Source organism: Bradyrhizobium sp. 35 (assembly GCF_023073215.1).
GTDB classification, from domain to species: domain Bacteria; phylum Pseudomonadota; class Alphaproteobacteria; order Rhizobiales; family Xanthobacteraceae; genus Bradyrhizobium; species Bradyrhizobium canariense_D.
Genome location: NZ_JADPJC010000107.1, coordinates 1 through 22,564 on the forward strand (window position 1 = coordinate 1; position 22,564 = coordinate 22,564).

Annotated in this window: 21 protein-coding genes and 8 pseudogenes; 18 read left to right on the plus strand and 11 right to left on the minus strand. The window is 61.6% G+C overall.

Translation table 11 applies throughout. The features are described from left to right. Positions 1 to 97: pseudogene (locus IVB36_RS40505) on the plus strand (IS21-like element helper ATPase IstB); the annotation flags it as partial. 657 nt (positions 98 to 754) lie between these two features. Next, positions 755 to 1,219 (plus strand): hypothetical protein, encoded by a 465-nt coding sequence (locus IVB36_RS21150; RefSeq protein ID WP_247392923.1) that lies wholly within the window; start codon positions 755 to 757, stop codon positions 1,217 to 1,219. Between the two features lie 38 nt (positions 1,220 to 1,257). On the opposite strand, the pseudogene IVB36_RS21155 reads toward IVB36_RS21150, so the two are convergent. Then, a pseudogene (locus tag IVB36_RS21155) lies at positions 1,258 to 1,505 on the minus strand (hypothetical protein). A 1-nt stretch (position 1,506) separates the two neighbouring features. Then, on the minus strand, positions 1,507 to 1,731 hold the full coding sequence (locus IVB36_RS21160) for a hypothetical protein (protein ID WP_247392924.1): 225 nt from the start codon (positions 1,729 to 1,731) through the stop codon (positions 1,507 to 1,509). A gap of 169 nt (positions 1,732 to 1,900) precedes the next feature. On the opposite strand from IVB36_RS21160, the pseudogene IVB36_RS21165 reads away from it, so the two are divergent. Both IVB36_RS21165 and IVB36_RS21170 read left to right on the plus strand, forming a co-directional pair. Further along, a pseudogene (locus IVB36_RS21165) lies at positions 1,901 to 2,813 on the plus strand (Ku protein). A gap of 16 nt (positions 2,814 to 2,829) precedes the next feature. After that, complete coding sequence (locus IVB36_RS21170; RefSeq protein ID WP_247392925.1) at positions 2,830 to 3,078, plus strand: hypothetical protein; 249 nt, start codon at positions 2,830 to 2,832, stop codon at positions 3,076 to 3,078. 119 nt (positions 3,079 to 3,197) lie between these two features. On the opposite strand, the gene IVB36_RS21175 is transcribed toward IVB36_RS21170, so the two are convergent. Continuing rightward, a complete protein-coding gene (locus IVB36_RS21175) occupies positions 3,198 to 5,189 on the minus strand; it encodes a protein-L-isoaspartate(D-aspartate) O-methyltransferase (protein WP_247392926.1) in 1,992 nt (663 codons plus the stop codon). 341 nt (positions 5,190 to 5,530) lie between these two features. Here IVB36_RS21175 and IVB36_RS21180 point away from each other — a divergent pair, with 341 nt between their 5' ends. After that, the gene (locus tag IVB36_RS21180; protein WP_247392927.1) at positions 5,531 to 6,541 is read left to right on the plus strand and encodes a hypothetical protein; all 1,011 of its coding nucleotides are present in this window, start codon (positions 5,531 to 5,533) and stop codon (positions 6,539 to 6,541) included. A gap of 37 nt (positions 6,542 to 6,578) precedes the next feature. Here IVB36_RS21180 and IVB36_RS21185 read toward each other — a convergent pair whose 3' ends face one another. Beyond that, positions 6,579 to 6,842 (minus strand): hypothetical protein, encoded by a 264-nt coding sequence (locus IVB36_RS21185; RefSeq protein WP_247392928.1) that lies wholly within the window; start codon positions 6,840 to 6,842, stop codon positions 6,579 to 6,581. A gap of 248 nt (positions 6,843 to 7,090) precedes the next feature. On the opposite strand from IVB36_RS21185, the pseudogene IVB36_RS21190 reads away from it, so the two are divergent. From IVB36_RS21190 to IVB36_RS21205, 4 genes and pseudogenes are all read left to right on the plus strand, one after another. Beyond that, a pseudogene (locus IVB36_RS21190) lies at positions 7,091 to 7,474 on the plus strand (recombinase family protein); the annotation flags it as partial. 375 nt (positions 7,475 to 7,849) lie between these two features. Then, positions 7,850 to 8,269: a MarR family transcriptional regulator gene (locus tag IVB36_RS21195; protein WP_247392929.1), complete on the plus strand. Its 420-nt coding sequence runs from the start codon at positions 7,850 to 7,852 to the stop codon at positions 8,267 to 8,269. Positions 8,270 to 8,291: 22 nt separating this feature from the next. After that, entirely contained in the window at positions 8,292 to 9,266 is a 975-nt protein-coding gene (locus IVB36_RS21200) for a tripartite tricarboxylate transporter substrate binding protein (RefSeq protein WP_247392930.1), read from the plus strand. Positions 9,267 to 9,321: 55 nt separating this feature from the next. Then, entirely contained in the window at positions 9,322 to 10,326 is a 1,005-nt protein-coding gene (locus IVB36_RS21205) for an acetylserotonin O-methyltransferase (RefSeq protein ID WP_247392931.1), read from the plus strand. 149 nt (positions 10,327 to 10,475) lie between these two features. On the opposite strand, the pseudogene IVB36_RS21210 reads toward IVB36_RS21205, so the two are convergent. After that, positions 10,476 to 10,670: pseudogene (locus tag IVB36_RS21210) on the minus strand (hypothetical protein); the annotation flags it as partial. A 423-nt stretch (positions 10,671 to 11,093) separates the two neighbouring features. Here IVB36_RS21210 and IVB36_RS21215 point away from each other — a divergent pair. Further along, the gene (locus tag IVB36_RS21215; protein WP_085394228.1) at positions 11,094 to 11,525 is read left to right on the plus strand and encodes a nuclear transport factor 2 family protein; all 432 of its coding nucleotides are present in this window, start codon (positions 11,094 to 11,096) and stop codon (positions 11,523 to 11,525) included. 16 nt (positions 11,526 to 11,541) lie between these two features. Here IVB36_RS21215 and IVB36_RS21220 read toward each other — a convergent pair whose 3' ends face one another. Then, positions 11,542 to 11,772, minus strand: coding sequence for a hypothetical protein (locus tag IVB36_RS21220; RefSeq protein WP_085357349.1), 231 nt, complete (start codon positions 11,770 to 11,772; stop codon positions 11,542 to 11,544). Positions 11,773 to 11,915: 143 nt separating this feature from the next. Here IVB36_RS21220 and arr point away from each other — a divergent pair. The 6 genes and pseudogenes from arr to IVB36_RS21250 all read left to right on the plus strand — a co-directional run. Further along, a pseudogene (arr, locus tag IVB36_RS21225) lies at positions 11,916 to 12,313 on the plus strand (NAD(+)--rifampin ADP-ribosyltransferase). 114 nt (positions 12,314 to 12,427) lie between these two features. Further along, positions 12,428 to 13,291 (plus strand): DJ-1/PfpI family protein, encoded by an 864-nt coding sequence (locus IVB36_RS21230; protein ID WP_247392932.1) that lies wholly within the window; start codon positions 12,428 to 12,430, stop codon positions 13,289 to 13,291. A gap of 104 nt (positions 13,292 to 13,395) precedes the next feature. Next, complete coding sequence (locus IVB36_RS21235) at positions 13,396 to 13,797, plus strand: response regulator (RefSeq protein ID WP_085394229.1); 402 nt, start codon at positions 13,396 to 13,398, stop codon at positions 13,795 to 13,797. A gap of 91 nt (positions 13,798 to 13,888) precedes the next feature. Beyond that, entirely contained in the window at positions 13,889 to 14,677 is a 789-nt protein-coding gene (locus IVB36_RS21240) for an alpha/beta hydrolase (RefSeq protein ID WP_085394230.1), read from the plus strand. After that, positions 14,678 to 15,838 (plus strand): PAS domain-containing sensor histidine kinase, encoded by a 1,161-nt coding sequence (locus IVB36_RS21245; protein ID WP_247392933.1) that lies wholly within the window; start codon positions 14,678 to 14,680, stop codon positions 15,836 to 15,838. A gap of 267 nt (positions 15,839 to 16,105) precedes the next feature. Further along, a pseudogene (locus IVB36_RS21250) lies at positions 16,106 to 16,585 on the plus strand (PHP domain-containing protein); the annotation flags it as partial. Positions 16,586 to 16,693: 108 nt separating this feature from the next. Here IVB36_RS21250 and IVB36_RS21255 read toward each other — a convergent pair. From IVB36_RS21255 to IVB36_RS21265, 3 genes are all read right to left on the minus strand, one after another. Next, entirely contained in the window at positions 16,694 to 17,023 is a 330-nt protein-coding gene (locus IVB36_RS21255; RefSeq protein WP_247392934.1) for a hypothetical protein, read from the minus strand. Between the two features lie 127 nt (positions 17,024 to 17,150). Next, a complete protein-coding gene (locus IVB36_RS21260) occupies positions 17,151 to 17,555 on the minus strand; it encodes a DoxX family protein (RefSeq protein WP_247392939.1) in 405 nt (134 codons plus the stop codon). Between the two features lie 73 nt (positions 17,556 to 17,628). Further along, positions 17,629 to 18,492: a pirin family protein gene (locus IVB36_RS21265; RefSeq protein WP_247392935.1), complete on the minus strand. Its 864-nt coding sequence runs from the start codon at positions 18,490 to 18,492 to the stop codon at positions 17,629 to 17,631. A 96-nt stretch (positions 18,493 to 18,588) separates the two neighbouring features. Between IVB36_RS21265 and IVB36_RS21270 the strand changes: the two genes are divergently transcribed. Continuing rightward, positions 18,589 to 19,479: a LysR family transcriptional regulator gene (locus tag IVB36_RS21270; protein WP_247392936.1), complete on the plus strand. Its 891-nt coding sequence runs from the start codon at positions 18,589 to 18,591 to the stop codon at positions 19,477 to 19,479. Positions 19,480 to 19,664: 185 nt separating this feature from the next. Here the strand turns inward: IVB36_RS21270 and IVB36_RS21275 are convergent, their stop codons facing one another. Next, positions 19,665 to 19,805, minus strand: coding sequence for a hypothetical protein (locus tag IVB36_RS21275; RefSeq protein ID WP_247392937.1), 141 nt, complete (start codon positions 19,803 to 19,805; stop codon positions 19,665 to 19,667). A 274-nt stretch (positions 19,806 to 20,079) separates the two neighbouring features. Here IVB36_RS21275 and IVB36_RS21280 point away from each other — a divergent pair, with 274 nt between their 5' ends. Then, positions 20,080 to 20,835: a substrate-binding domain-containing protein gene (locus tag IVB36_RS21280; protein ID WP_247392938.1), complete on the plus strand. Its 756-nt coding sequence runs from the start codon at positions 20,080 to 20,082 to the stop codon at positions 20,833 to 20,835. 420 nt (positions 20,836 to 21,255) lie between these two features. Here IVB36_RS21280 and IVB36_RS21285 read toward each other — a convergent pair. Beyond that, positions 21,256 to 22,297: pseudogene (locus IVB36_RS21285) on the minus strand (IS110 family transposase). Between the last annotated feature and the right edge of the window lie 267 nt (positions 22,298 to 22,564).

The following is a 22,564-nucleotide window of genomic DNA, read 5'->3' on the forward strand; positions in this document are numbered from 1 at the left end:
GACCAGCTCCGACGGTGCGAGCGCTACCGCCAAAACCCGCCGCTCGAAGGGGTCAAAATTGGACGCCGATACGGGGTCAAATTTGAACGCCGATTGACAGTCGGCCTTGATCTCGTAGACCCAGTCTTCGCCGCGCGGCGGCTTTTCACGCAACGTGGGATCACACGGCTCGATGTAACCTGGAATAGCAGCTCTGATGGCGCCATGGACACGCGATACTCCCAGACGAGACTGACGCAACGCCACGGCACACATGCCGATTCAACGCCGTCGCCCTGATTCGTTCCGTGTCTCGCCTAGGCTCGTCCGGAACGCGGTTTGTCTCCGAGCGTTGGCGGGCTGTGGGCGCGGGAAGGAGCGAGTGCGATGATAGAATCGGAGACTCTGCTGGAGAAATGTCCCCAATGCGGCGCATGGCCTATGGCGGCGAACATCCAAAAGTCCGCTTCCGCGCAACGCGAAATCCAGTTCAGGTGTCCGAGGTGCCAGGCGGAGGAAATCGGCCGGCTCCGTCGTGCAACGTCCCCGTTGCGCGCTGCCTGACACCGCGCGCCCAAAGCATCGGAGGCGCTATCACCGTCGCCTTTCGAGGTGCCGGGTTCTCGCCCGGCGGGCTGACTAGGCTGACCAGGCTCGATCCCAAGATCCCACGAGGAAGGCGAGTAGCTCGCGCGCTTCCAATCCATAGCAACAGGCGTCTGGAACGTAATTGACGTTCCGGCTTTTTGCTCCGTGGTAGTCGGAGGGAAGTGCGATGAAATCGACGAGCGCTCTCGCATTGGCACTTGTCGTCTCGACAGCGACGGCGTCGGCGCAGCCGGTGCGATGGACCAAGTACACCATTCCCCAGACCGGCACCTCGATGGATTTCCCATCTTCGGTCTTCACGGAAGAAGCTGGCCGACCCGACGGCTACGGGCAACGGTTCCGAACCGCCGACGGGCGGGCCGACATCACGATCCAGGCTGCGCCCAACGTCGAGAACGATTCACCCGCGGCCTTTCTCGCCAAAAAACATCCGCCTTCACGCATTCAGTACAAGCGAGTGACACCACGGTTCTTTGCGGTCTCCAGCTACAGGGGCGACAAGGTCTGGTACAACCGCTGCAACTTCTCGGGGCGGCTGATCCATTGCCTCCTGATCAACTATCCCGCAGAAGAGGAGCGCGCCTGGGACAACACCGTCACTCGTATGAGCCTATCGCTCAGCGGGAGGTAATTGCCGGGGCTCGCGCAGAACATCTCCGCGCGTCCCTTTCACAAGGTGCTCAGGTCTTCCAGCACGTCGCCGAACTTGCGGATCACGGTTGCGTCTCCGAATTCGCCTGTAGCCGGATCCCCGCTGCGGCTGAAGGCCACTGCGCCAACAATGCCAGGCTTTCGCGAAAGCGCCTCGGCCTTCATCACGGCGGCTTGGGATTGAAGCATTCGACGGCTTCGCCGGCAGCGATACCGTCAGCCGAAGGAAGGAACGGCAGAGCCACAAAGTAGGTCACCGCGGGCATGTCAGTCGTACCAATCCTTCCGGTCGCGCGGTACGTCGAACCGGCCGCGCGAATAGCCGGCAGAAATCGAAGCCCGCAGCTCTTCCACCTGCGTCTCCAGGAAGCCATTCGCGATGATGAGCGCCTTGAGAGCTTCCCGAGCGTCGCCCCCACAGGCCGCAATCGCCTGGTCGGCGGCGTCCTCCAAATCGAAGCTGGCCGGTTCGGATGCCATGGGTTGGGTCATCGGTGCATGTTCTCATTTTGTTCGTAAGAGTCAAGGGCGCCCGCCACGTCTGCCAGGCGCTTGACCGGGCGTGCCCTCAATTTGGCGGTGGACGCCTGCGAGCAGTGTCGGAACTGTGTCGCGCCGTTCGTCTTGATCCAAGTACCCGTACCTGGAGCGTTGCGTAACCATGGCCCCGCGAGCAAACTGGAAAGGCTTCCTCCGTCTGTCCCTCGTCACCTGCCCGGTCGCGCTCTATCCGGCGACGTCGGAGAGCGAGAAGATCTCGTTCAACCAGCTCAACCGGCAGACCGGCCACCGCATCAAGTACCTCAAGGTCGACGCCGACACGGGCGACGAGGTGCCAAACGAGGACATCGTCAAGGGCTACCAGCTCGAGAAGGATCAGTTCATCGAGGTCACGAAGGAGGAGCTCGAGGAGATTGCGCTTGAGTCCACGCGCACCATCGAGATCGACGAGTTCGTCGACAAGTCCGACATCGACCCGCGATACCTCATCCGGCCCTACTACATCCGTCCGGACGGCAAGGTCGGCCATGACGCCTTCGCCGTGATCCGCGAGACTATCCGGGAGATGGACAAGGTCGCGATCGGGCGGGTGGTGCTGACCAACCGCGAGCACATCATCGCGCTCGAACCGATGGACAAGGGTCTCGGCGCTGCTGCGCTATCCCTACGAAGTGCGCTCCGAGCAGGAGTATTTCGACGAGATCCAGGACGTGAAGGTGACCAAGGACATGCTCGATCTCGCGAGGCACATCGTGAACCAGAAGGCGGGCAACTTCGAGCCGGAGAAGTTCGAGGACCACTACGAGACCGCGCTGATCGAGCTCATCAACCAGAAGCGCGCCGGCAAGCCGATCACGCCCAAGGAAAAGCCCGCCGCCAACAACGTGGTCAACCTGATGGAGGCGCTGCGGCGGAGCGTAGGTCAGGAGGCCGCGCCGGCGAAGGCCGCCAAGAAGCCGCGGAAGGCTGCTGCAGGCCAGAAGGAGATGCTGATGCCGATCGCCGGCAAGAAGCCCGCGAAGGAGGCGGGGGCGAAGAAGCCGGCGGCCAGGTCGCAGCGGAAGTCCGCCTGACAAATAGGAGAGCCGCATGGATATGAAAGAAGCCTCGGCAATGACGGAAGCGTCCGGCCTGACGAACGAACAGGACGGCGTCGATCATGTGTCCGCGGCGAGATTGCGCGCCGAGGCGGAAACGAGCCGGCGCCCGCTGCGGCCGACGTCGCGGGATGCCGCGATGCGCTGGGTCGACAAACTTCGCGAGGTGACCTTGAAGGCGCCGCTGCAGTCGCTGTGCGTAGCGTTCCTGCTCGGTGTATGGGTCGCGCGTCGGCGCTAGACCTTTCGCCGGCATTGCCCGCCTGGTCGCGGGCTTGACCTTGTGGTCGCAGTGCATCTCGGCACGTCTGAGGGCGGTTCCTGAGTTCCGAGGGCACTCGCTGGTCGGAGACCTCACCGTCAGAGTCCGAACGGATAGGTATCCGGGACGCCGGCGCGGCGATGTTCCGGTCCCAAGGGCCTGACTGCCTTCGTCTCATCAAACCACAAGAATGCATCAAACTGCTGAGGCAGCGACGCTTCGGCGTAATGGCTTTGCAGTTCGGTGTTCGGCCGGTAGATGACGCCGATGAACCGTTCGAGGCGCGGCTCGAGCAAGCGACGCCGAAGGCTCTCGTCCCGGCGGAATTCGAGCAGGCCGCGCGGCACACCAGCGTCGTGGAACTGCCGCTCGTAGCTGTCCGGTCGAGAGGGCCGCACCTGCATCACTTCCATCTCGCCGTCCCAGTCCGACGCGGCGGCCACGGTGCCGGTATGGGTGCCGAAGCCGACCAGGGACGCCGCCTCGGCGAACTTCTCTCGACAAAGCTGACCGATGTTGAGCTCCTCGCGGACCGCCCCAATCTCGGTGAAGCGTGCGTCGCCGATATGAGAATTATGCGCCCAGACCACCGCCTTGGATCGCGGCCCCTGGGCGTCCAGGATATGGCCCAAGGTTTCGAACATGTGCGTGTCGCGCAGGTTCCAGGATTCGGCCCCGCCATAGTACATGATCCGGTAGTAGCGCTCGGCGGAGGCGATCAACCGCGCGTTCTGCGCAGCGTCCAGGAAGCTGTCCGGGTCGTTCGCGGCGTAGTCGAGTTGCTTTCCCAGGACGTCCTGGCACTGGCGAACCACCTCCGCCTCGCATTTCCGATAGGCTTCGGTCAGGACGGCACGGCCGTAGGTCGAAGGTTCGCGCTGCCTAGGGGTTAGGCATCCGTAGCGCTCGCGCGCCACGGCCGCGGCTTGTGGATCTACGCCATCTAGGTAGGCGAGAACGGCCGCGATCGAGCTCCGCATGTTGTAGATGTCGAACCCGAAGAATCCGGCCCGCTCGCCTGCCGGCTTGCTTTCGTTGTGCTCGCGCATCCAGTCGACGAAAGCGGCGACGTCGGTGTTTCGCCACATCCAGGTCGGGAAGCGTTCGAACGGCTTCTCGCCCGAACCGCGTGACGACCGGTGGCGAACGTAGCGGTCGACCGCCGCGGCGTCCGGCCAGTCGGCTTCCACCGCGACGGTCGTGAACCCGTGCTTCTCGATCAGGCGCCGCGTGATCGCAGCGCGCGCCCCGTAGAACTCCGACGTGCCGTGGCTGGCTTCGCCCAGCAGCGCGACCCGGGACTGCGCAAAGCGATCGAAGAAGGCGCCGAAGGCGGGATCGTCGAAAGCCGGCAGCGGTTCGAGGGCGGCGCCGATCATGTCGGTGAGCGAGCGGAAGCGCGTACGCCCAGGGACGTGATTGCTGGCGGAGCGCGTGCCGTCCTCGGCCCATCCGTGCTCTCCGATCAGGGGCACGCAGCGAACGGCCCCGAAGGCTTCTTCGTCGTATTGGGTGTCGCTCCGGCGCGTGATCCGCAGCAGCGATTGTTCGTGCTCCAAATCGCCGATTGGGATGACGAGACGCCCCCCAATGGCCAATTGGCCCTTGAGCGCGTCCGGTACTTCCGGACCGCCGGCCGCGACGAGAATCGAATCGAACGGCGCCTCTTCCGGCAATCCGCCGGTGCCGTCGCCTGTATGGACGACGCAATTGTCATAGCCGAGCGCCGCAAGCCGCTCGGCGGCGGTCGTGGCTAGGGCGCGATGGCGCTCGACGGTGTGAACCGTTCTGGCGAGCCGCGATGCGACCGCCGCCGCATAGCCCGAACCGGTTCCGACCTCGAGCACCTTGTCCGCGGGCTTCAGCTCGGCCGCCTCCGTCATCAGCGCGACGATGTAAGGCTGCGAGATGGTCTGCGCGTTCGCGATCGGCAGCGCGCCGTCCTCGTAGGCGAATTCCTCGAAACCGGTTTCCACGAACCGCTCTCGAGGGACCTGTGCCATCGCATCCAGAACGCGCCGATCGCGGATGCCGCGGCGTGCAAGTTGAACCTGGACCATGCGGTCGCGAAGCTGTGCGAATTCGACCATGGCCGCGCCGTTCGTCAGAGTTCTGGTGCGACAAGCCAATCGGGACGAGCCGGACAGGTTCCTCCTACGACAAAGTATTGGGTTGGGTGGCGCGTCGGCGCTAGGGTCCCCTCGACACGGGCCGTCGGCCGCTTCGGAACGAACGCAACTCAGCCGGGTTGGTCGCCGATAATCGGAGTGCTCCGATGCATCTGGCCCGCCAGTCACATGGACGGAGATCGATCTCCGCGGGAACCTTCCTGCTCGCTGTGTTGGTCGTCATGGCCGCGGTGCATTTCGCTACGCGTTCGGGGACGTGACGTGTTCGGGCGGAGTTCGCCCTGCGCCGCTGGCATTCCGTTATGATCGTGCAGACCATCGAGATCGCTGCCGGAATGGTCCTGGTCGTCTTCGCACTACGCGATGTATTCGACACGGTGGTGGTTCCGGGCGAGAGTAGGGGCGCGCTGCGCGTGGCCCGGCGGCTCCTGACCGTCGCGCTCCCGATTTGGAAGTGGGCCCGCCGCGGCAAGAGTGGGGTGTCGACCAGCTTCGCGCCGTCCATCCTCATGGGCTCCTTCCTGATCTGGATGGGGCTTCTCTTGCTCGGGTATGGGCTCATCGCGCATGCGCTGGGGGGCTGGTTCTCTCCGCCGGCCGATTTCCAGGAGGCGCTCTTCATCGTCGGAAGCGCGTTGTGCACGGTGGGACTGAGCGGCATCGAGGCGCACGGACCGGCTCGCTGGGCTCTGGTCTGCGCGGGCCTTTCAGGCCTCTCCGTTCTGACCATGGCCGTGACGTACCTGCTCGAAGTGCAGGAGGGGATCTCCCGTCGCGACACGGGAATTCTAAAGCTCACCACCGCCGCAGGGGAGCCGCCCTCGGCGCTCGGTCTGCTGGAGCGCTACTCGGATCTCGACTCTCCCGAGGAAATCAGGCGTGTGATGTATCGCGGGCGCGACTGGTGCGCGTCCGTGCTGCAGAGTCACGCTTCGCATCCTTCGCTGATCTACTTCCGATCCGTCGGCGTCGGCTCCGGCTGGCCTGCAACGCTCGGAGCCCTGATGGACCTCGCACTGATCTTCGAACTGCTGATCGAGGACCGCGAGAGCCGAGCGCTGGCGATCCTCCTTCGAAGTGAAGGATTGCGCCTCATCGACGATCTGAATGGACTGATTGGCCTCGAGCCAAAATCCGACGACACCACTGCTGGGGCGGTGCCTCGGGTGTGCGCCCGCTTGAAGGCGGCTGGATACAAGCTGCGTTTGCCGGTCGACGCAGCGGAGTTCGCGGAGCAGCGGCGAAAGCACGCTGGCCGGGTACGCGCCGCTGCTGAGCATCTTGGCACCACGGCGGCGCCCCTGATCCCTTGATCGACAGCGGCATCGGACCGTGGGTTGTCAGTGCGGTTCAGTCGGGCGGGCATTCAGGACAGGTATCGCCGATCGAATCCAGCACTTCGCGGACCTCGGCGACAGCCCGGTCCGGAGACAAGCCGTCTGGAGGCTCCTGCCTCGCGAGGTCCAAAGCGCGCTCGCGGGCGTGAGGGTCGGCCCGATCCTTTGCCCAGCCATGCTCCTCGCATTCATGGATGGCGCCCGCCTCCTGCAGCACGCCGAGTGCCCATCCACGCAGCGTTCTGATTGCCGGCCGTCTTTCCTTCGTCATCAGCATCGAGCTTGCTCCTGCCGGGACGAATCCTTTCGCCCGTCTTCTCGTTCCGGGCGGTTAGCACGCAGCAGGGATTCGCAATCGGCAGGGCTGAGGTTTGTCCCCGTGTTCCGCGGTGCTGTGCACAACGCCACCTTCCGGTGCCGCCATGAGGCGCGCGCCAGTGCCCTGCAAGCTGTTCGGCATTGCTATCCCGACCGCGGAAGCTGTAATTGCACTCGCGGGTACCTCCGAACTGACAGGAGGGGTGCATGGGTAACTGGCTCGTTATTCCCAAAGGGACAAGCTTGGCGAGGCGGACCCGAGCGCGCCGTGCTGCGCAGTACGTTCGAATGTCTAGGGAGCTCCAGCGCTACTCGATCGCGAACCAGATGGCGGCCATCGCCGCCTATGCCGAGACGAACGCGCTCACGATTGTGCAGACCTATCGCGACGAGGGCCGCAGCGGCCTCCAGATCAAGGGGCGTCCTGGTCTTATCAAACTGATCGATGACGTTCAGTCAGGCCGAGCCGATTTCGACCACATCCTCGTTTACGATGTCAGTCGCTGGGGCCGGTTCCAGGATGTCGACGAGAGTGCCTATTACGAATTCCTGTGCAAGCGGAGCGGCGTGCAAGTCGAATATTGCGCGGAGATATGAATTGCTACGCTGCTTCGCGGTACACCGACTTCGCGATGTCCAGACCAATCGTTGCAACTGACTGCATAGGCTGCTCCTCCGAATCGTGGGAGCCTTAAACGGCGCCCAGTCTTTGGCACTCTCGTGCCCGTGGAGGAGCCGTCCACAGCATCAGAAGCTGACTTCGTCGGCATTATCACTGCCGCGGCTTGAAGGGCCGTCGCGGCTGGGGGATTTATCCGGGCTCAAATGACTTGATGCGGAGCTATCGCTCTGATAATAACAATTATGATGGTTGCAAAAGCTATTACATTGCATGGGTCCTCGGAGGTCGACCCGGCGCCACAACCTTATAGCCTCGTTCCGGCGTATCTCATCCGGCGGCTGCACATGATCTCGACGGCTGTCATCGCCGAAGAATTTGAAGAGGAGGACATGAGCGTCCCGGAATGGGCGGTCCTAACGATCATTGAAAACCATCCGGAGATAGATCAGAGCCGCCTTGCCGAAGTGGTCGCCGTCGACAAGACAAACACTGGCCGACTGGTGGATCAGCTCGAGGCAAAGGGGCTGGTAAAACGGCGGCCTAATGATTCAGACCGGCGCGTCTGGATGCTCCGCTGCACCCCTCTCGGTCACAGGATCAGAAAGCGGCTGCGTCCACGAGCGCTCGCCACTCAAGAGAGGCTGCTATCCTGCCTCGAACCGGCGGACCGCGAGCTGTTCATCGAGTTAATGTCCAGAGTGGTCAGGGCCAACGAGAAATATGTCCGCCCTGGCGCCGGACGTCGAAAGCGGAAGTCGCGCTGAACGCAATTCGGAAGGAGTAGGCATGAGCATCTTCGTTCGCTTCTTCGCTGCCGTCGGTCTTCTCCTCGCCATCTCCTGCTGGAGTTCCAAGCTCGTGGCGGCCGACTGGCCTCACCGGACGGTCCGCTTGATTGCACCCGTGCCAGCTGGAAGTGGTTCTGACTTCAGCGCTCGACTGTTTGCCGAACGGCTTTCAGAACAGTGGGGACAGCCCGTCATCGTGGAAAATCGGCCCGGCGCCGACGGAGTGATCGGGGTTTCTGCTTTTCTCAACACAGAGGATGATCACACCCTGCTTTATGCCATCTCCGCAGTATTTACCTTGCTTCCAATTACGCACGAGAAGTTACCCTATGATCCTGTGCGTGACTTGGTCCCGATTTGCCCCACGTCGGACGTTGTCTTAGCGATAGCGGTGACCGGAAAAAGATCGATCCGTTCGCTCGATGATCTGGTTCAAACAGCTCGCGCCGAACCGGGCAAGCTGAACTGGTCTAGCTCGCCAGGCCTTCCGCCCTTTGTTGTCGGCGGATTCTTCAAGAATGCAAAACTGGAACTCGCCTTTGTGCCCTATAGGGACCTTGCTCCTGCACTACAGGACCTGGGTGAGGGGCGCATAGACGTCTTCGTTCATGCACTTAGCGTGACAATGCCGCAGGTGCAGTCAGGGAGAGCTCGGCTCCTGGCGGTAGCGAGCGACGCCCGCGCACCGCTTGTCCCTGATGTCCCCACGGTCGCGGAGGCTGGTTTCCCGGACCTTCGCATGGACGGTGTGGTTGGCTTATTCGGCAAGCGCGGAATTCCGCATACCTTGCGAGACCAGATTGCATCCGCCGTCAGCGCCGTCGCGAACGATCCTGGCATCAGGCAAAGGCTGGCTCACGTCGGACAGGCCGCTCATCCAGGGACGGCGGCCGAATTTGCAGCTTTGCTCGACGAACGGCGTCGCAGTCTTGCTGACCTCGCGAAAGCAATGGACTTCAAGCCGACCCAGTGATTTTCGCAGCATCCGGACCATGCCAAGCCAGAACCGTCACTCAAGGAGCGCATCCATGACAAGCGATCCTCGCCTGGACTTGCTGACTCTGATCAATGGCTTCCAGGTCACGAAGGCGATTAGTGTCGCAGCAAAGCTGCGAGTCGCCGACCATCTAAATGACGGCGCTCGATCGGTGGACGAGCTCGCGGTGCTGACGAAGAGCCATCCCGATTCGCTGTACCGGCTGTTGCGTGCGCTCGCCGCCGTCGGTGTGTTCCGGGAGGAAGAAGGCAGATATTTTGCGCTCACCCCGGTGGGTCATTGCTTGCGTGCCGACTCCGCGACACCGGTCGGAGCCTGGGCGGAAGTGGTCGGAAGCCCCTATTATTGGCAAGCGTGGGGGCATCTGCTGCACAGCGTGCAAACGGGCGAGAACGCATTTCAACACTTGCACGGCAAAAGTGTCTGGCAATTCCGAGCAGAGTACCCCGAATACGGCGCGACCTTCGATCAGGCTATGGCGCAATTCTCACGGGACGGAGCCGACGCAGTGCTCCGCGGCTATGATTTCTCGCCGTTCAGTCACGTAGTCGACGTGGGTGGCGGGCGAGGCTCGATGTTGGCGGCCCTGCTATGCGCTCACCCTCACCTTGGCGGTACGCTGTTTGATCAACCCGACGTCGTCGCGGGAGCAAAAGCCGTTCTGGCAGAACGCGGCGTGCTCGACCGCTGCAAGATCGTGGGTGGAAGCTTCTTCGAATCGGTCCCTGAAGGCGGAGACGCCTATCTGATGCGGGCGGTCATTCACGATTGGGAAGACACGGAAGCTGCTGCTATCCTCACCGCGTGTCGGCGCGCGATGACCAAAGGCGCAAAGTTGCTTCTGATCGAACGGATTGTCGGGCCTCCGAACGAAATGCCGGCAACCAAGTTCAGTGATTTGAACATGCTGGTCTCCCCCGGCGGGCGAGAGCGAACCCTTGAGGAGTTCGCGGAGCTCCTTGCCAACTCGGCGTTCGAGTTGACGCGGGTGTTTCCGGCTGGCATCCAAAATGTGATCGAAGCACAACCATGGTAGGCCTCGCGGCTTATCATTCGAGCCCAAGGACTGCGAGCCGAACGTCTGCCTAAGGTCCAAACGTCCTCGGTCACGCTGAGATTGCTGCAAAGTCCGCAATGGGTCAAAATGCGAAGAACTCAACCTGAGCAAATTTTGTCCGCCATGCCTCGCGCGCGGTCCGCGTCTGGCACACGCGCCGAAACCAGCGTGCCGCCGCGCCTCACACCTTCCGCATAGAGCGGAGCTTCCTCATCGGATACGCCGGCCTGCGTCAGCGCCCCGACGACTCCGCCCGTCGCGCCGCCTGCAACGGCACCGAGCGCGGTCGACGCGAGCCATCCCGCCGCGACTACCGGACCCAGGACCGTCGCTGTTCCGGACGGATCGGATGTTGGACTGCGACCCTACCTTTCCTCAGCGAAAGGTTAACCTTCCGCACCGCACGGGTCTCCGGGCCGCCAAATGCAACCGGTCACGAGCGCTCCGTTGGCAGTCATTGAGCCATGTCCTTGCCCATGGGTGCCGTGTTCAGGTGGGCCGCTACAGGACTTGATCGCGCGGACAGCGGCCGGAGGGAACCGTGGACCTCAGTTCGTCTTGATGCGGAGCCCCCGGGAAACGTAGCATGACCAACAGCCCCGTATGAACCGAAGGCTTCTTGACTTTGCCTCGTCACCCATCCGGTCGCATTGACCCCGACCTTACGAGAAGATCAACTATCAGACCGGCGATCGCATCAGGGTTTCAAGTCGGCCTGAGCTGCAACTAGCGACACGGAGCCATCGATGCTGAGAACCTTGTTCACGGTCGCCTTCATGCTCTCTATATCCCCGTCACTTGGTGCCCAAGAGAAGCTATCCGCCGAAAGTGCGAGCGCCAATTTTCAGAAGAATTTCGCATCCGCGTACAACCGAGGCGACGTTGACGCAATGGCGGCAGCATTCGCCGAGGATGCAATCAGAGTTACTCCTAGCGGAATCTTCCAGGGTCGCGATGCCATACGGCGAAGTTTTCAAGAAGCCTTAAAAATAGGACTGCACGACTACTCCGTCAGGCGCGTCGTATCTCGCACAGAAGGATCGTTCATACTTAACGTCGGAGAATGGCAGGCCAAAGTGGGCGATCAGCCTTTCCGCGGCTACTACAGCGCAATCCTGGCCGGCGATGGCGACGAAATGAGGATCATTGAGGAGACGGTTAGCATCGCGGCTCCATAGCGGTTTCGCAGGTAGCTCATTCTTTTGCTTTTGGCACCATTCGACCTTCATGCACCTCATGCGTTACGGCGCGGCTGTCCTCTGAAACCGGCAAACGCTTCACCAGTCGCTCACCGCACCAGAGCTCGACTGAATTGCCGTGCAGCATCTGCCTCGCCCAGACGATGGCGTCCTCGTCGTTGGCACAGGCGAACGTGCGGGAGTTCTCGCGACCATTCGCATCAACGATGCAGGCTCGATATTGCATTCTCAACTCTTTTGATTCGGCGGTTCAGCTCGACCGAACTGTAAGCGCTGACCGGCCAAAATTTAACTCTTTTCGCTTCGTAAACTCACGCCAGGCGCTGCTGCTGAGCGCGCGAGCCCAGGATCATTTTCGAGGTTTTTTCAATGAGCGGAACGAGACTCTCCTACCACGGCACCCGGGCCGACTTGAAGCCGGGGGACCTGATCGCTGCCGGTTTTCGCTCCAATTACGGAAGGCGGGCTCAGGCATCCTGGCTCTATCACACGGGTACTTTGGAAGCAGCCATTTGGGGCGCAGAGCTGGCACACGGCGACGGCGCGGAGAGAATCTACATCGTCGAGCCGACCGGGGAGATCGTGGATGATCCCAACTTGACCGACAGGAAATTCCCTGGAAACCCCACGCAGTTCTACCGGTCGCGCGAGCCACTCCGCGTTATCGGCGAGGTCAGCCAATGGACGGACATTCCGCCGAGCGGCTGAAGGAGATGAAGGACCAGATCGAGCGGCTAAAGGAGGAAGGAGTGGAGGCGATCGACTGATGTCGACAGAGATCCTCGCCGTCGGCTTCAGGCCGCAACGGAAAGCAGGCTGGCCTGACTTGCACTGTTGAGGTTGTCGCCGGTCAGCGCCGGACCCTTCAAGGAGACATTCGAATGGCAGCTTCTGTTGAGATCGCAATCCTTCTCTATCAGGGTGTGACGGCGCTCGATGCGGTCGGGCCCTGGGAAGTGCTGTCGCGCATTCCCGGGGCGAAGGTGCAGTTCGTCGGCAAGGAAGTCGGACCGGTGGTGGCGGAAGGCCGCGGGCTTCTACTCGGAGCCACCCGCTCGATCTCGGAGACGATCTGTCCCGACGTGCTCGTCGTTCCCGGAGGCTCGACCACCCCCGGTCAGATGGTCGACGACGAGGTCCTCGATTGGCTGCGGAAGGTGCACCGAACCTCGGTGTGGACGGCTTCGGTCTGCACGGGAGCTTTGATCCTTGGCGCGGCGGGAATCCTGAAAGGGCAGCCGGCGACGACGCACTGGTACAAGATGGGCGTGCTGCGGATCATGGGTGCGAAGCCCAGGCCCGATGAGCGCGTCGTCCGGTCTGGGAAAGTCGTCACGGCGGCGGGCGTCTCGGCTGGCATCGACCTGGCGCTCTGGCTGGCCGGCGAGATTGCGGGCCGTGAGCGGGCCGAGGCCATCCAACTGGTCATCGAATACGATCCGCATCCGCCCTTTGATGCCGGTCATATCAGCAAGGCCTCCAAGGAAGTGCAGCGCCTGGCGAACAAGATGATGGACGACAGCATGCCCGGAGACCAGCGGCGGCTCGTTCCCAAGATCGCCTGGAATCGGTTTCTCGACCTCGTCCGCACGGGGCATAGCACCGGGACCGGATGGGCGCCTGGCGGGAGCCTTACGGAAGTTCCGCCTTGCGTAAGGTGCGTCTCTGGCCGAACCAATGGCGGATTGACTGCGGCTGGCACCATCGCCAAATCTGCGCCAACATTTTCACTGATTCCTTGCTGAGCGCGACCCGGCGAGAAAAAGTGAACGCTTCGTCCTGTTCAACGTTGAGACGGGTGACCTGCGTCATCGGGGTGCGGTGCCATTTTGTTGAGAGATGCGAGAGGATGCACCTGAGCAACTCCCACAACGCCGCAGATGGATCGACCATTCTTCTGGTTGAGGATGAAGCACTTCTCCGCGAGATGCTGGAAGAGACCTTGATCGAGGCCGGTTACGGTGTTGTTAGCGCCGCATCGGGCGAAGAGGCCGCCCGTTTGCTCATCAGAACGCCCCTTCCGCGAGCTGTGGTCACTGACATCAATCTCGGCCGCGCCAGGATGGACGGATGGGGGCTGGCTCGCCTCGCACGCGAGAACGACCCAAGCTGCGGGATCCTGTACGTCTCCGGCGATAGCGCCCACCGATGGGCCTCCAATGGCGTGCCCCGCAGCATCCTCCTGCCTAAGCCGTTCGCGCCGGCGCAATTGGTCCAGGCTTTGTCGGGTCTTCTCATCCGAACGTCATAGCTGCCGGGCGCCGGAAAAGGGATGCATCCAGGTTCAGTTCACCCTAAGCTTCTCGAAATAATAAAAACCGTCTCGCGCTCAGGGGTACCAAGTGTCTGTCGAATTTCGCAACAACGTGCAAGTCCGCGGCCGCGGCGAGCGGGCCATGATGTTCGCTCATGGGTTCGGGTGCGACCAGAACATGTGGCGCTTCGTGGCCCCGGCATTCGAAGGCGAGTTCAGCACGGTGCTGTTCGATCACGTCGGAGCGGGCCGGTCCGACCTCACCGCGTACGACCGTCAGAAGTATTCCAAATTGTCTGGTTATGCCGACGACGTCGTTGAGATCGGTCAGACGCTCGGGCTGAAGGGCGCGGTCTTCGTAGGGCACTCCGTCAGCGCCATGATCGGGGTTTTGGCTGCGATCAAAGACCCCTCGTTGTTCGAAAGCCTCATCCTTGTGGGGCCTTCGGCGCGCTACATCGACGATGGCGACTATGTCGGCGGCTTCAGCTCCCAGCAGATCGAGGAGCTTCTTTCTTTCCTGGAAGAGAACCACATGGGGTGGTCGGCCCAGATGGCGCCTGCCATCATGGGCAATCCCGACCGTCCCGAACTCGGCGAGGAACTGACCAACAGCTTCTGCCGGACCGATCCCGCGATCGCCAAGGAGTTCGCCCGGGTCACGTTCCTCTCCGACAATCGCGCGGACCTGGCCAAGGTCAACGCTCGCACGCTGATCCTCCAGTGCAGCGAAGACATCATCGCCGGGCAGCAGGTCGGCGCGTACGTGCAGCGCAACATCCCGAACAGCAAAATGGTGGTTCTGAAGGCAACCGGCCATTGTCCCAACCTGAGCGCGCCTGACGAAGTCGTTGCCGCAATCCGAGATTTCGTCTGAGTGAACAATAATTACCCCGCCGACAGCGATTTCGAAGACCTCTACGAAAACGCGCCATGCGGGTACCTCTCCGTTCGTCCGGACGGCCGCATCGATCGTGCCAATCGAACGCTGGCGGGCTGGATGGGCTACCAGCCGGACGACCTTCCTGGGATGCGACTGAGCGACCTGCTCAACATGGCGGGACGCATATTCCTGGAGACCCACGTCGCGCCGCTGCTGCGCATGCAGGGCTTCTTCGACGAGTTCGCCCTCGATCTCCTCACCAAGAGCGGGGCGCGGCTTCCGGCGATCGCGAACGCCCGTGAGCGGCGCACCGACGCGGACGCGCTTCTGTTCACCCGCCTGACAATCATGCGGGCCACGGACCGGCGTCGCTACGAGCGCGAGCTCATCGACGCCCGGAAGGAAAGCGATGAGCTCAAGTCGGCGCTGGAAGAGCGTCTGCAGCAGGAGCACGCAAACGCGGAGTTGCGTGAGCAGTTCATCGCCGTGCTCGGCCACGACCTACGCAACCCTCTCGCATCCATTGCGGCCGGTGCACGGCTGATGCTCAAGGCCAAGACGCCGGAAGACGCGCTGCGGCTCGAGGCCATGATGCAGAGCAGCGTCGGGCGAATGGCCAAGATGATCGAGAGCGTCATGGATTTGGCACGAGGCCGCCTTGGCGGAGGCATCTCGCTGTCCAAGTCAATTACGGCGATTGAACCCGTGCTCGACCAGGTCGTCGCCGAATTGACGGCGGCCCATCCGGAGCGCCGCATCGAAACCAGCTTCGAGGTCGAGACACCGGTCTTCTGCGATCCGGCCCGTATCGCCCAGTTGTTCTCGAACCTGCTCGGCAACGCAATCAGCCACGGCGCGCCGGATCAGCCAGTGCGGGTCCAAGCTACCGCCAAAGCAGAAATGTTTGAGCTCTCGGTGGCGAATGGAGGTGCGGCTATTCCGGAAGAGGCGCGGACGCGCCTGTTTCAGCCGTTCTACCGAGGAAAGGCGCACGGCCCTTCTCAAGGATTGGGACTTGGTCTGTACATCGCGTCTGAAATAGCGAAGGCGCACGGAGGTTCAATCGGCGTCGACTCGACCGACACAGAAACCAAGTTCACCTTGCGGATGCCCCTCGAAGGCGATGGATCCCTCCGGCCGCATTCCGCTCCCTGAGACCAGCAACCTCAGCGGTCGTGGGCCGTTCGATGCGGATGCAGAACCGTGAGTCCCAAGGCGGCAATCGGCGCGCATCGTGCATAGGAACACGCGCTGGCTTCTCGGCATCTTCCACTGGGCTTCGTCACCCTTTCAGATGAACGAGATTGATTTGGTCAATTTCCATTACCTCAGCCTCTTTCGGCGTCGGGCGTGTAGGCTTTTCTACCGGAGCTGTCAGGAGGAAAGGCGGAGAAAGGGCTTGTGCCTGCTCCGCGGCTGCCTCACACCGATGCCTCCGACGGCACGGAGAGCTTGGACACGATGGCCAAGGCCACGCGCCAGCGCGGCTTCGAGTATTTCGGCGTCGCCGACCACTCCAAGTCCGCGCACTACGCGGGCGGCCTCTCGGAGGAAGAGATCAGGCAGCAGCACCGGGACGCCGACCGGTTGAACAAGCGCTTCGGCAAGGATTTCCGGATCCTGAAAGGCATCGAGTCCGACATTCTGGCCGACGGCTCGCTCGACTATGCGGACGACGTGCTGCAGCGCTTCGACTTCGTGGTCGCGAGCGTCCACGGCCGATTCAAACTCGACCCCAAGGCGCAGACGCAGCGCCTGCTTCGTGCGATCTCCGATCCCCACACCACCATCATAGGCCATATGACCGGGCGGCAGCTGCAGCGGCGGCCGGGCTACGAAATCGACATCGAGAAGGTGTTGCGGGCATGCGCTAGGCATGACGTCGTCGTCGAGATCAATGCCCAACCTCGCGCCACTCGGTGAGCCTGAACACGCGCTTCCTGGATCTCCGAGTGCATGCCTCTCTAGGGATCCACAAGATCGCGGGTCGTCGTCGACGGACGCTTTGGGCTAGTGGTGAGTTGACCTTTGCTTTTCGACTTTGGGCGGCTCGAGCATGACCTCCTTCAAGCGTTCGCCACTGGCAACGACGATCACGAAGTTGAGTTTACCATTCTGTTTCACCAGCCCCCCAGCCAGCGCGCTTCCGGCTGCGGCCTTCTCGGCAACGCGCACGGCATCCGACAGCTCCTGCTCGATCCATTTCAGGGCTATGATGTTGGCCAGGTCTTCTCGATCGAGCTCCTTCAGGGATGACGCAACTTCCCTTTCGGTGATGCTTCCGGTAGCCGCGACCGTGGCGGACCAGAGCATGAAGGCAAACAAGCCTTTCTTCGACATAGGCTGGATCCCGTGATTGTTGCTTCAAATCCAGCCGCTTCTTGCTCAGTTCGCTTATGAACATTTCTGGAGGATTTGCCGCGCCGCGGCGAGAGGAGTCTCGCCGCTCCTTTTCTGATCCGGCCGCTCACGCGGAGACGGAAGCGGACCGGTGCCGGTTGTCCAGGCTGAACGCACCGGCACCGAACGCAATCACCTGCAGAAGGCCTCCGGTGATCGCGAGGTTTTTCATGAAGTGGATCATCTGGTTCTGGTCGGCCATGTTGTTGTGGAACAGCACGGCCGCGGCCAGCGTGAAGATTGCCAGGGCTGCAGCGACGAGGCGGGTTTGAAAGCCAACCAGCAGGGCGAGCCCGCCAATCACCTCGACGATCGCGGCGACGGCGAAAGCAGCCGGAGCAAATGGCGCCCCCGCGGACTGGATGTAAGCGATGGTGCTTATGGGAGCAGCGATCTTCGATAGACCCGACAAGATGAAGATGAGCGCGATCAGCAGGCGCCCCAGTGCGGGCAGATAAGTAGGCGTAGACATGGAAGGACTCCTGGTTTGAGCTGGTGGGATTGACGGATTGTTCCGACGGTACTGATGGACGCGATGGGGCATGTCAGATCTGTCCCATCCGTCCCGCGTGATAGTCACGGGCCGCCCGTTCGAGTTCGGCGATGGTATTCATGACGAAAGGACCGTGGCGGACAATGGGAGCATCGAGCGGGTCGCCGCCAACCAGCAGCAGCTCACTGTTCTCCTGCACTGCGACTTGCAGCGCGTCCCCGGACGTAAGGCGGGCAAGCTGCCCCGGCTCGACGGTCTCGTCGGCAATCGCGACTTTGCCCGTCATGACATAGAGCGCAAGTTCACGCGCGCTCGACGCATCGATGCGCAGTATGTCGCCGGACTTCAGGCTGGCGTGAACCACGAAGGGGCTGCCGGAAGTCCAGACGGGACCGGTGACGTTGCCGACCTGCCCTGCAATGACGCGCACAATTCCGTTGTCGTGCGGCAACAGCGGAATCTCATGGGCCTTCACGTGCCTATAGGCTGGATCGGCCTGCTTTCCGCCTTTCGGCATGTTGATCCACAACTGCACCCCGTGCACCCGGCCGCCCGTGCGCACCAGGGCCTCGTCCGGCGATTCGTCATGGATCACACCGCGGCCTGCGCGCATCCATTGCACCTCGCCTGGCCCCATCGCGCTGACATTGCCCAGGCTGTCCTTATGTACCGAGCGCCCTTCGAGGAGCAGGGTCAGAGTCTCGATGCCGGCATGAGGATGAGCCGAAGCGCCCTTGGCTTCGCCCGGCTGCACCTCGATTGGACCGAAATGATCAAGGAAGATGAAGTGGCCAATGGCCTCGAAGGCGGATGACGGAATCGCGCGACGAACCTCGAATCCGTCTCCTTCAAGGGTATGGAGGGCGGCATGGAGCGTCGCGACGTTGCGCTCGCGCGGAAGCGTTAAGGTATTCATGGGCGATCTCGTTTGTACCGATGCGTGAGGGGATACTCGCCCTTCACATTTCAGAAAATACGGATAATCTAGAATAGATTGTTCAGGATTTTAGAAATGATAATCGGCACTCCCACAATCGATCAGCTCCAGATTCTGGCGACGGTGGTGGAGTGCGGCAGCTTCGCCGCGGCCGGACGGCGGTTGAACCGTGCCACCTCGGCAATTGCTTACGGGATCGACAATCTCGAGGAGCAGCTCGGGGTTGCCGTGTTCGATCGCTCGGGGACAAGGAAGCCTGAACTGACCGAAGCCGGACGGGCGCTGCTCGCTCACGCACGGTCAGTTCTGCAGGGCATGGAGAAGATGCGCGCCAAGGCCGCGAGCCTCCGCGAAGGCGAGGAAGCGGAGGTCTCGTTGGTCGCTGACGTGATGCTCCCAACTTCCCGCCTGGTCGACGCTCTGCAAGCCTTCCAGATTACGTATCCGACAGTTCAGTTACGGGTGCATGCGGAAGCGCTTGGTGCGGTGACCCAGCTCCTCGCAGACGGCACCGCACGGCTTGGAATCAACTGCGCCATGCATCCACTTCCGGATGACATGGACAGGCAGCAGATCGGAAGCGTCAGGCTAGTCCCGGTCGCGTCGCCCTCTCATCCGCTGGCACGCTCGCGGCGACATTCGCCTGGTGAGCTGCGCGAGCACATCCAGCTGGTTCTGACTGACCGTTCGCCACTGACACAAGGTCAGGATTTCGGTGTCATCAGTAGCAAGACATGGCGGCTGGCAGATCTCGGCGTGAAGCATGCCTTGCTATTGGCCGCAATTGGTTGGGGCTTGATGCCGGAATTCATGGTCCGCGGCGACTTGGAGGCAGGACGACTCATCGATCTGGATATCCAGGGCGTGAAGGATGCGCTGTATCCGCTGCAGGCGATTTGGCGAGTCCAAACGCCACCAGGTCCTGCAACGCAATGGCTGATCGACCGATTTACAGCGCAGGTGTGAGTTGTACGATTGCACTTTGAATGGCCAGGCTCGGTACGCCATACCAAGGCTAAAGCATACCTGCGCGCTGCTTGGGGCGCCGCGACCGCAAGGTCCTTGCGGCCCAATTTGGACCGCGTCCTCGCAACACACCAAAACCTGAGACCGAAGTTGATTGGGGATGTTAGAGGCACTCGTGTACCCTGTCATACGAAACGCTGTACGGTCACCTCCTCTAAGTCAAGTTCTTGCTCGATTGCGTGCAGCACGGTGTCGTGGATTTCGTTGGCGCGGTGCATACGCAACAACTCGCGTCGACCGGCGGAAATCGCGGCTAACACGGCCATGAAACGCAAGCTTGGTCATGCCGCGATCGCCGAAAGCGACCACAGCAGCGACCGAGATCTTCGCGGCGCGTGATGATATCTGTGCCATCAGACGACCGAGTAGCCGCGGAAGTCGAAGCTGGGTCTCTGGGCCTAGCCCGTTCCGCTTCCGAGGGTTGAACTTGGAGCCGCCGAGGGCTCCCTTTGACCCATCTGAGACATTAGACGGTGGACCAGGAGCAGCGTAACGTCCACGTGCGTCAAACGCTCGGTTCATATACTCGGGAGAGGTTTCATGAGGACTGTGTTTTCCTTCGCGGCAGTGGGTATCTTGGTCGGCATGATGCTGTCACCAGCGGCGACCGCAGCTGAGTTGAGGGTTCTGGCCGGCGGCGCCATGACAGCAGTGTGGGCGGGTCTCAAGCCGAAGTTCGAACAAACCTCAGGTCACAAGCTCGATATCTTCTTCGGCACCACTCCGAACCTGATCAAGGAAGCTACCTCCGGCAAGCCGTTCGATGTCGGCGTCGTGCCGGTCGAGGTAATGAGGGACGCCGCCGCGCGATCACACTTCGCAGCCGGGCCGACGCTGGACATAGCTCGTGTTGGCCTCGGTGTCGCGGTTCGCGACGGTGCGCCGAAGCCCAACATCTCCACGCCCGACGTGTTTAAAGCTGCCTTGCTTAACGCGGAATCGGTCGCCTCGATTCCGGAAAGCGCAACCGGCTATTCAATAGCGAAAGTATTCGAGCGCCTCAACATCACCGAACAGATGAAAGCCAAGATGAAAGCGCAGCCGACCCCCGCACAGGTCGTCGCTGTAGTCGCCAACGGAGAGGCCGAACTCGCGCTGTTCCTGATGAACGTCTTGACGGTGCCGGGCCTCGATGTGGTTGGCCCGTTCCCTGCTGACTTGCAGCAGGATGTCGTATTCACGGCCGCGCTCGGTGCGGCCACGAAGGAAGCCGCAGCCGCGAAGGCGCTCGTCGACTACCTGAAAACGCCGGACGCCATATCGGTGATCAAGAGCAAAGGTATGACGCCGGGGTGAAACAATCAGCTGCTTCGTGGGGCAACGACGTTCAATAGACGCTGCTACAGCGGATTGCTTAACCCGCTGGTGCATGTCGGCTGATGGCCCATCGCGTAGGTTGGCGCAGTACTGCGACATGTCCGGTGCTGGGGGTGGACCTGAAGAGCCGGATTCAGGCGCAGACCAACGCGATTGACCCTGGCTGTTCTCTAATTCCGGGAGTGAGGTCAAGCTCTCCTTGAACATCCTTGCCGGGTCCATGGTTCTCTCCGCGGTAGGGGCGTGCCCTCCGCATGATGGCGTAAGATGACGTTAGCGGATCAATGTGTGAAGCGCGCTTTGCCCTTTCGAGCACCGCAAAGCCAGGGGCGATCTCACCAACGCCAGCGTCCCGGCAGGGACGTTCGCTCCCGCTGTTCGGCGGGAACTCGTTATCCATTATGCAGGCTGATCAGCAGCATCCCTTGATGACCATTTAAATTCGGTACCATCGATCCACATCCGATGCAGAATGACAGCAAGTTTTCGGGCAACCGCAACCTTGGCTTTGCGTAGGCCGCTTCGTTTCGCAAGCCGAATACCCCACGCTTTGAGTGCTGACCATTTTGCTACGCGTGTCAGCAGCACATTGGCCGCCTCGTAGAGGTAACTTCGCAGCATCTTATCGCCGCATTTCGAGATTCGGCCCGTCCAGTCAATCTCCCCGGATGCGTATCGGCGAGTCGTTAGCCCTGCGTAGGCTCCGACGCTTCGTGACCTCTTGAAGCGAGCGGGGTCATCGATCGTCGCAAGGAAGCAAAGGGCCGTGACCGGGCCGACGCCAGGAGCCGTCATGAACCGTCGCACCTGAGCATTGTTGCGAGCCAGCCGCAGCACCTTGCGGTCAAGGTCCACAATCTGTTGCTCGACGGCCTCGCGTGCCTTTAGCAATGGATCGACAGCGGCAAAAAGCTCTGACCGTTCCTCGGCCAACTGCGCGGCGCGCACAGCAAACACATTCATCTTTGCTCGTCCGATGACGAGCCCAAGATTCTTGAGGAGCCCCCGGATTTGATTTTCGATATCCCGCTTGATCTTGACGAGCAGAGCTCGACTGACAAGAAGGGCTTTGGTCGCATGACTGTCGAGATCCTTGACGCAAACCTCCTTGTACCAACCACATTGCATGATGCGCGCAATGCCAGCAGCGTCATTTCGGTCGCTTTTGTTGATCTGCATCTTCAGAACCGCCTTCGCATGCCTGGCGTCAATGCAGATAACGGGTAACCCGATCTTATTCAGCTCGGTCCACAGCCATGTCGACGTTGCTCCGGTCTCAAGTCCAATCCGAACGACGTGTGACGTGTGCAATTTGATGTACGTCGCGATCGCCTCCGGGTCAGACGTAACCACCCCTTCGCGCTCGACCTTTCCTTGTCCGATCGACGATGCAGATCGAGGTCAGTTTCAGTGACACGTCTAATCCGACATAGTGCTCCATTGCCTCTCTCCATCATTGCAAGGCCCTGGGGTGGGCCTCGTCGAGTCCTGGAGAGCTGATTCCCAGAGCCTGAGTATGGCTCCGAGCCCGGAATTATCCCATGTGTGAAAACGCCGTGCCTGCTATGATTCCCGCACTGAATCGGCGGGGGCTGGCATGGCTCGTTTTGTTCAAGGAGCTGATCGCGGGCAATCTACTTTGTTGCCGGAATGCCTGGACGACTGGGTTGCAGATGACAATCCGGTTCGCGTGATCGACGCCTTCGTT